Below are 6,241 nucleotides of genomic sequence, written 5' to 3'. Positions count from 1 at the left end.
CTGAGGCCGGCCGGCCTCAGCCGATTTGAGGAGTCAGCGCATGGATGCAAACGAGATCCTGGGTGAGCTGCTCACCCCCGAGGGCCGCGACGACCCGTACCCGCACTACGCCGCCGCGCACGGCCTCGGCCCGGTCGCGCCGCTCGGCGACAAGCTGTGGATGGTGCCCGGCTACGACGCGATCAACGAGACGCTGCGGGCCAGCGAGTTCGGCCCGTGGGACGACCGGTACAACCGGCTGTTCACCGCCGCCGAGTGGAAGCTGCACCCCTCGGTCGTCGCCCTGACCAACAGCATCCTGGACACCAACCCGCCGGACCACACCCGGATGCGGGACGTGATGGCCCGGGCGTTCAGCGCCCGCCGGGTCGCCGCGCTCGAGCCGATGATCCGGCAGATCGCCCGGGACCTGCTCGACGAGATGGCCGACGCCACGTCGGACGGCTCGTCGGTCGACTTCATGGACCGCTTCGCCTTCAACCTGTCCGTCGGCGTGGTCGGCGAGCTCTTCGGCATGCCGAAGGAGGACTGGCCGCGGTTCAAGCAGCTGGCCAACGACTGGACCCTGGTCTTCGAGGTGACCCCCACCGAGGAGGACACCCTCATCGCGGACACCGCCTACGCGGAGTTCGAGAAGTACTTCCAGGAGCTGGTCGCCCGGCGCCGCATGCACCCGGGCGACGACCTGGTCAGCGCGGTGGTGCAGATCACCGACCAGGAGAACGCGCCGCTGACCGCGGAGGAGCTGGTCTGCAACCTCGGCGTGGTGCTGGCCGCGGGCATCGAGACCACCACCCACATCTTCGGCAACGGCCTCAACCTGCTCTTCAAACACCCCGACGTCGCCGCCGGGCTGCACAACAAGCAGATCGCCGCGGACAACTTCGTCGAGGAGGTGCTGCGCTTCGACTCGCCGGTCCAGCTGATCGCCCGCGTCGCCCGTGAGGACGCGGAGATCGCCGGCACCCGCATCCCGATGGGCGAGTGGGCGCTGCTCGCGCTCGGCGCCGGCAACCGCGACCCGAAGCGCTACACCGACCCCGACCGCTTCGACCCCACCCGCACCGCCATCCAGCCGGTGTCCATGGGCGCGGGCATCCACCACTGCCTCGGCGCGCCGCTCGCCCGGCTGGAGGGCACGGTGGCGTTCACCGAGCTCCTCGACCGGTTCCCGAACGTGGCGCCGGCCGGTGAGCCGACCCGCCGGGACCGGCTGACGATCCGCGGGTACGAGAACCTGCCCGTCACCCTCGGCTGACCCCGCGACGGCGGCAGCACCCGCCTGCCGCGGCCGCCGTGCCCGGTGCCAACACCGGGCCCGGCGGCCCGCGGCGGGCTTCCGAGCACCGTTCCCGGCCCCGCCCGCCTCCTGCTCCCTGCCTCCTGCTCCCTGCACTCGTCGGACCTCTGTGGAGATAGTGATGACTGATTCCCCCATTGGTAGCGGAGCGGAAATCGCGATTGTCGGCATCTCCTGCCGGCTGCCGGGAGCCTCCACCCCGCAGGAGCTGTGGGACCTGCTGAGCCAGGGCCGCCACGCCATCGGCAAGGCGTCCGACAAGCAGCGCACCGCCGGGCCCGACGGGGCCGACTGGCCGGGCGGCTTCATCGACGGCATCGACGCGTTCGACGCCGCGTTCTTCGGCGTCTCGCCCAACGAGGCCGCCGCGATGGACCCCCAGCAGCGCATCATGCTGGAGCTGTGCTGGGAGGCCCTGGAGGACGCGGGCATCGTGCCCGCCGACCTCGACGGCGGCCGCGCCGGCGTCTTCGCCGCCAGCATCACCAGCGACTACACCACCCTCCTCGCCCGGCAGCAGGGCGAGCTGTCCCGCTACACGCTGACCGGCCTGAACCGCGGGATCATCGCCAACCGGGTCTCCTACAGCCTGGGCCTGCGCGGCCCGAGCCTGACCGTGGACTCCGCACAGTCCTCCTCACTCGTCTCGGTGCACCTGGCCGCCGAGAGCATCCGGCGCGGCGAGGCCGACCTCGCCCTGGCCGGCGGCGTCAACCTCATGCTCGACCCGGGCAGCACCGCGATGACCGAGCAGTTCAACGCGCTGTCCCCCGACGGCCGCTGCTACACCTTCGACGCCCGCGCCAACGGCTTCGTCCGCGGCGAGGGCGGCGCCGTCGTCGTCCTCAAGGCCGCCGAACGGGCCCGCGCCGACGGCGACCGGATCTACGGCCTGATCCTGGGCAGCGCCGTCAACAACGACGGCCGCACCTCCGGCCTGACCGTGCCCGGCGAGCAGGCCCAGCGCGAGGTCGTCCGGCAGGCCGTCCAGGCCGCCGGCGTCCGCCCCGCCGACGTCCAGTACGTCGAACTGCACGGCACCGGCACCAAGGTCGGCGACCCCATCGAGGCCGCCGCGCTGGGCGCCGCGCTCGGCACGGACCGGCCCGCCGACCGGCCGCTGCACGTCGGCTCGGTGAAGACCAACATCGGGCACCTGGAAGGCGCCTCGGGCATCGCCGGGCTGCTGAAGGTGCTGCTGAGCATCGAGCGCCGCCAGGTGCCGGCCAGCCTCAACTACGAACGCCCCCACCCCGCCATCCCGCTCGCCGACCTCGGCCTGAGCGTGCAGGCGGAGGCGGGGCCGTGGCCCGACGAGCGGCAGCGCCTCGTCGCGGGCGTCAGCTCGTTCGGCATGGGCGGCACCAACTGCCATGTCGTCGTGGCCGAGGACACCGCCGCCGCGCCCGCAGCCGAGGCCGCCGCGCCCGACGCCGCCGCGCCCGCCACCGACGCGCAGGCCGCGACCGTACCCGCCGACCACATCGCCGCCCACGCCTGGCCGCTGTCCGGCCGTACCGCGCCCGCGCTGCGCGCCCAGGCCGAGCGCCTGCACGCCCACGTCACCGCGCGCCCCGGCATACCCACCGCCGACACCGGCCGCGCCCTGGCCACCACCCGGCAGGCGTTCGAGCAGCGCGCCGTCGTCCTCGGCGACAGCGCCGCGGAGTTCCACGCCGGCCTGACCGCCCTGGCCGCCGGCGACCCGGCGGCCAACGTCGTGGCAGGCACCGCCCGCGCCGTCGGCGGCACCGTCTTCGTCTTCCCCGGACAGGGCTCGCAGTGGCAGGGCATGGCCCGCGAACTGCTGGAGACCTCACCGGTGTTCGCCGAGCACCTGACCGCGTGCTCACAGGCCCTCGCCGCCCACCAGGACTGGTCCGTGCTCGACGTCGTACGCGACGTGCCCGGCGCGCCGTCCCTGGAGCGCGGCGACGTGGTGCAGCCGGTGCTGTTCGCCGTGATGATCGCCCTCGCCCGGCTCTGGCAGGCCCAGGGCGTCACCCCCGACGCCGTCATCGGTCACTCCCAGGGCGAGATCGCCGCCGCGCACATCGCCGGGGCGCTCACCCTCGCCGACGCCGCCGCGGTCGTCTCGCTGCGCGGCCAGGCCCTCAACGCCGTCGCCGGGCTGGGCGGCATGGTGTCGGTGGCCGAGCCGCTCGCCGCGGTCCGCGACCGGATCGCCGCCTACCCCGGCCGGCTCGGCATCGGCGCCGTCAACGGCCCCGGCAGCACCGTCGTGTCCGGCGACCCCGCCGCCCTCACCGAGCTGATGGCCGCCTGCCGCGCCGACGGCGTCCGCGTCCGCGAGGTCCCCATCGACTACGCCTCGCACTCCCCGCAGGTCGACGCCATCGAGGCCGACCTGCTGCGGCTGCTCGCCTCGATCCGGCCCCGCCGCGCCGACCTGGCCTTCTACTCCACCGTCACCGGCGGCCTGCTGGACACCGCCGAACTGACCGCCGCCTACTGGTTCCGCAACCTCCGCCAGACCGTCGAGTTCGAACCGGCCGTCCGCGCCGCCCTCGCCGACGGGCACCGCGCCTTCGTCGAGACCAGCCCGCACCCCGGACTGGTCGGCAGCATCGGCGAGACCCTGCGCGACGCCGCCGTCACCGACGCCCTCGTGACCGGCACCCTGCGCCGCGGCCACGGCAGCCTGCGGCAGTTCCTCACCGCCGTCGGCCAGTACCACGTCCAGGGCGGCACCCTCGACTGGGCACCGGCGCCGCGCCCCGCGCACCGCGTGGACCTGCCGACGTACGCCTTCCAGCGGGAGAACTACTGGTTCGCCGCCCCCGACGGCGCGAGCACCGCAGGCCCCGCGGGCGCGCCCGCGCCGCACCGCCCCGAACCGGCCCGGCCCGCACCGCAGTCCGCCGTCGACGCCGCCGGGGACCCCGCCGCCCGCGCCGAGGACCTGGTCGGCCTGGTCCAGAAGGCCACCGCCGTCACCCTCGGCCACGCGAGCGCGGACGCCGTCGACGTCACCCGGACGTTCAAGGACCTCGGGCTCGACTCCGGCGCCGCCCTCGAACTGCGCGGCCGGCTCACCACCGCCACCGGTCTCGAACTGCCCGACACGCTGGTCTTCGCCCACCCCACACCGGAAGCCCTCGCCCGCCACCTGCGCGCGGAACTCGCCGGGGACACCGCCGCGGGCGCGGCAGCCGCGCCGCCGGTCGCCAGCAGCGAACCCCTGGCGATCGTCGGCATGGCCTGCCGCTACCCCGGCGACGCGAACTCGCCGGAGCTGCTGTGGGACCTGGTCGCGCGCGGTACCGACGCGATCGGCGAGTTCCCCGGCAACCGCGGCTGGGACCTGGCCGCGCTCTACGACCCCAGCCGCGGCCGGTCGGGCACCTCGTACACCAAGAACGGCGGGTTCCTGCACGACGCCGACGAGTTCGACCCGGACTTCTTCGGCATCAGCCCGCGCGAGGCGACCGCCATGGACCCCCAGCAGCGGCTGCTGCTGGAGACGTCCTGGCAGGCGCTGGAGGACGCCGGGATCGACCCGGGCGCCCTGCGCGGCGGCCAGGTCGGCGTGTTCACCGGGGTGATGGCCCAGGACTACGGCCCGCGGCTGCACGAACAGGCCGACGGGTACGACGGATACCTGCTGACCGGCAACAGCCCCAGCGTCGCGTCCGGCCGCGTCGCCTACGCGCTCGGCCTCCAGGGGCCCGCCGTCACCGTGGACACCGCCTGCTCGTCGTCGCTGGTCGCCCTGCACCTGGCCGCGCAGGCCCTGCGGCAGGGCGAGTGCGCGCTCGCGCTGGCCGGCGGCGCCACCGTGATGTCCAGCCCCGGCATCTTCGCCGAGTTCTCCCGGCAGGGCGGCCTGTCGCCCGACGGCCGCTGCAAGGCGTACTCCGCGGCGGCCGACGGGACCGGCTGGGCCGAGGGCGCCGGGGTCGTCGCGATCGAGCGGCTGAGCGACGCGCGGCGCAACGGCCACCGCGTGCTGGCGGTGCTGCGCGGCAGCGCGATCAACCAGGACGGCGCGTCCAACGGACTGACCGCGCCCAACGGTTCCGCGCAGCAGCGCGTGATCGGCCAGGCGCTGGCCTCGGCCGGACTGCGGCCCGACGAGGTCGACGCGGTCGAGGGCCACGGCACCGGCACGAAGCTGGGCGACCCGATCGAGGCCGAGGCGCTGCTGGCGACCTACGGGCAGGGGCGCGCGGAGGACCGGCCGCTGTGGCTGGGCTCCATGAAGTCGAACATCGGCCACACGCAGGCGGCCGCGGGTGTCGCGGGCGTCATCAAGATGGTGCAGGCGCTGCGGCACGAGGTGCTGCCCGCCACGCTGCACGTGGACGCACCGTCCGGGCACGTCAACTGGAAGTCCGGTGCGGTCCGGCTGCTGACCGAGCCGCGGCCGTGGCCGGCGGGGGAGCGGGTGCGGCGCGGCGCCGTGTCGTCCTTCGGGATCTCCGGGACGAACGCGCACGTGATCCTGGAGGAGGCTCCGGCGGCGGAGGAGGAGCCCGCGCCGCAGGCCGCGAAGGTCCTTCCGACGGTTCCGGTGGTGGTGTCGGCGAAGGACGAGGCGGGGCTGCGGGCGCAGGCGGCCAGGCTGCGGGAGTTCCTGCTCGCGCGGCCGGAGACGGGGCTGCTGGACACCGGCTTCTCGGCGGCCACGACGCGGGCGCAGTTGGAGTACCGCGCTGCGGTGTCGGCCACGGACCGGGACTCCTTGCTGGCGGGGTTGTCGGGGTTGGCGGTCGGTGAGTTGGGCGGCGGTGTGGTGGAGGGTCGTGCCGGGTCGGGGAAGACGGTGTTCGTCTTCCCGGGGCAGGGTGCGCAGTGGGTGGGGATGGCGGTCGAACTGCTGGACTCCTCCGAGGTGTTCGCCGTGGAGGTGGCGGCTTGTGACGCGGCACTCGCCCGGTTCGTGGACTGGCGGGTGGAGGACGTGTTGCGGGAGGCGGT

The 6,241-nt window shown here is 74.6% G+C and carries 2 protein-coding genes; both read left to right on the top strand.

The features are described from left to right. Positions 1-40 precede the first annotated feature (40 nt). Complete coding sequence (locus tag WA788_RS34865) at positions 41-1,258, top strand: cytochrome P450 (RefSeq protein ID WP_335984389.1); 1,218 nt, start codon at positions 41-43, stop codon at positions 1,256-1,258. Positions 1,259-1,421: 163 nt separating this feature from the next. Beyond that, the coding region (locus WA788_RS34860; protein ID WP_335984388.1) for a type I polyketide synthase at positions 1,422-6,241 on the top strand (4,820 nt) is incomplete at its 3' end.

The sequence above is a fragment of the Streptomyces sp. CA2R106 genome, from assembly GCF_037034245.1.
Lineage (GTDB): Bacteria > Actinomycetota > Actinomycetes > Streptomycetales > Streptomycetaceae > Actinacidiphila.
Note: the sequence above shows the minus strand (reverse complement) of the source record. Positions and strands in the feature narration are given on the sequence as shown.

Coding starts and splice junctions, on each gene's coding strand:
- WA788_RS34865 (WP_335984389.1), top strand. CDS start 41: ATGGATGCAAACGAGATCCTGGGTGAGCTGCTCACCCCCGAGGGCCGC.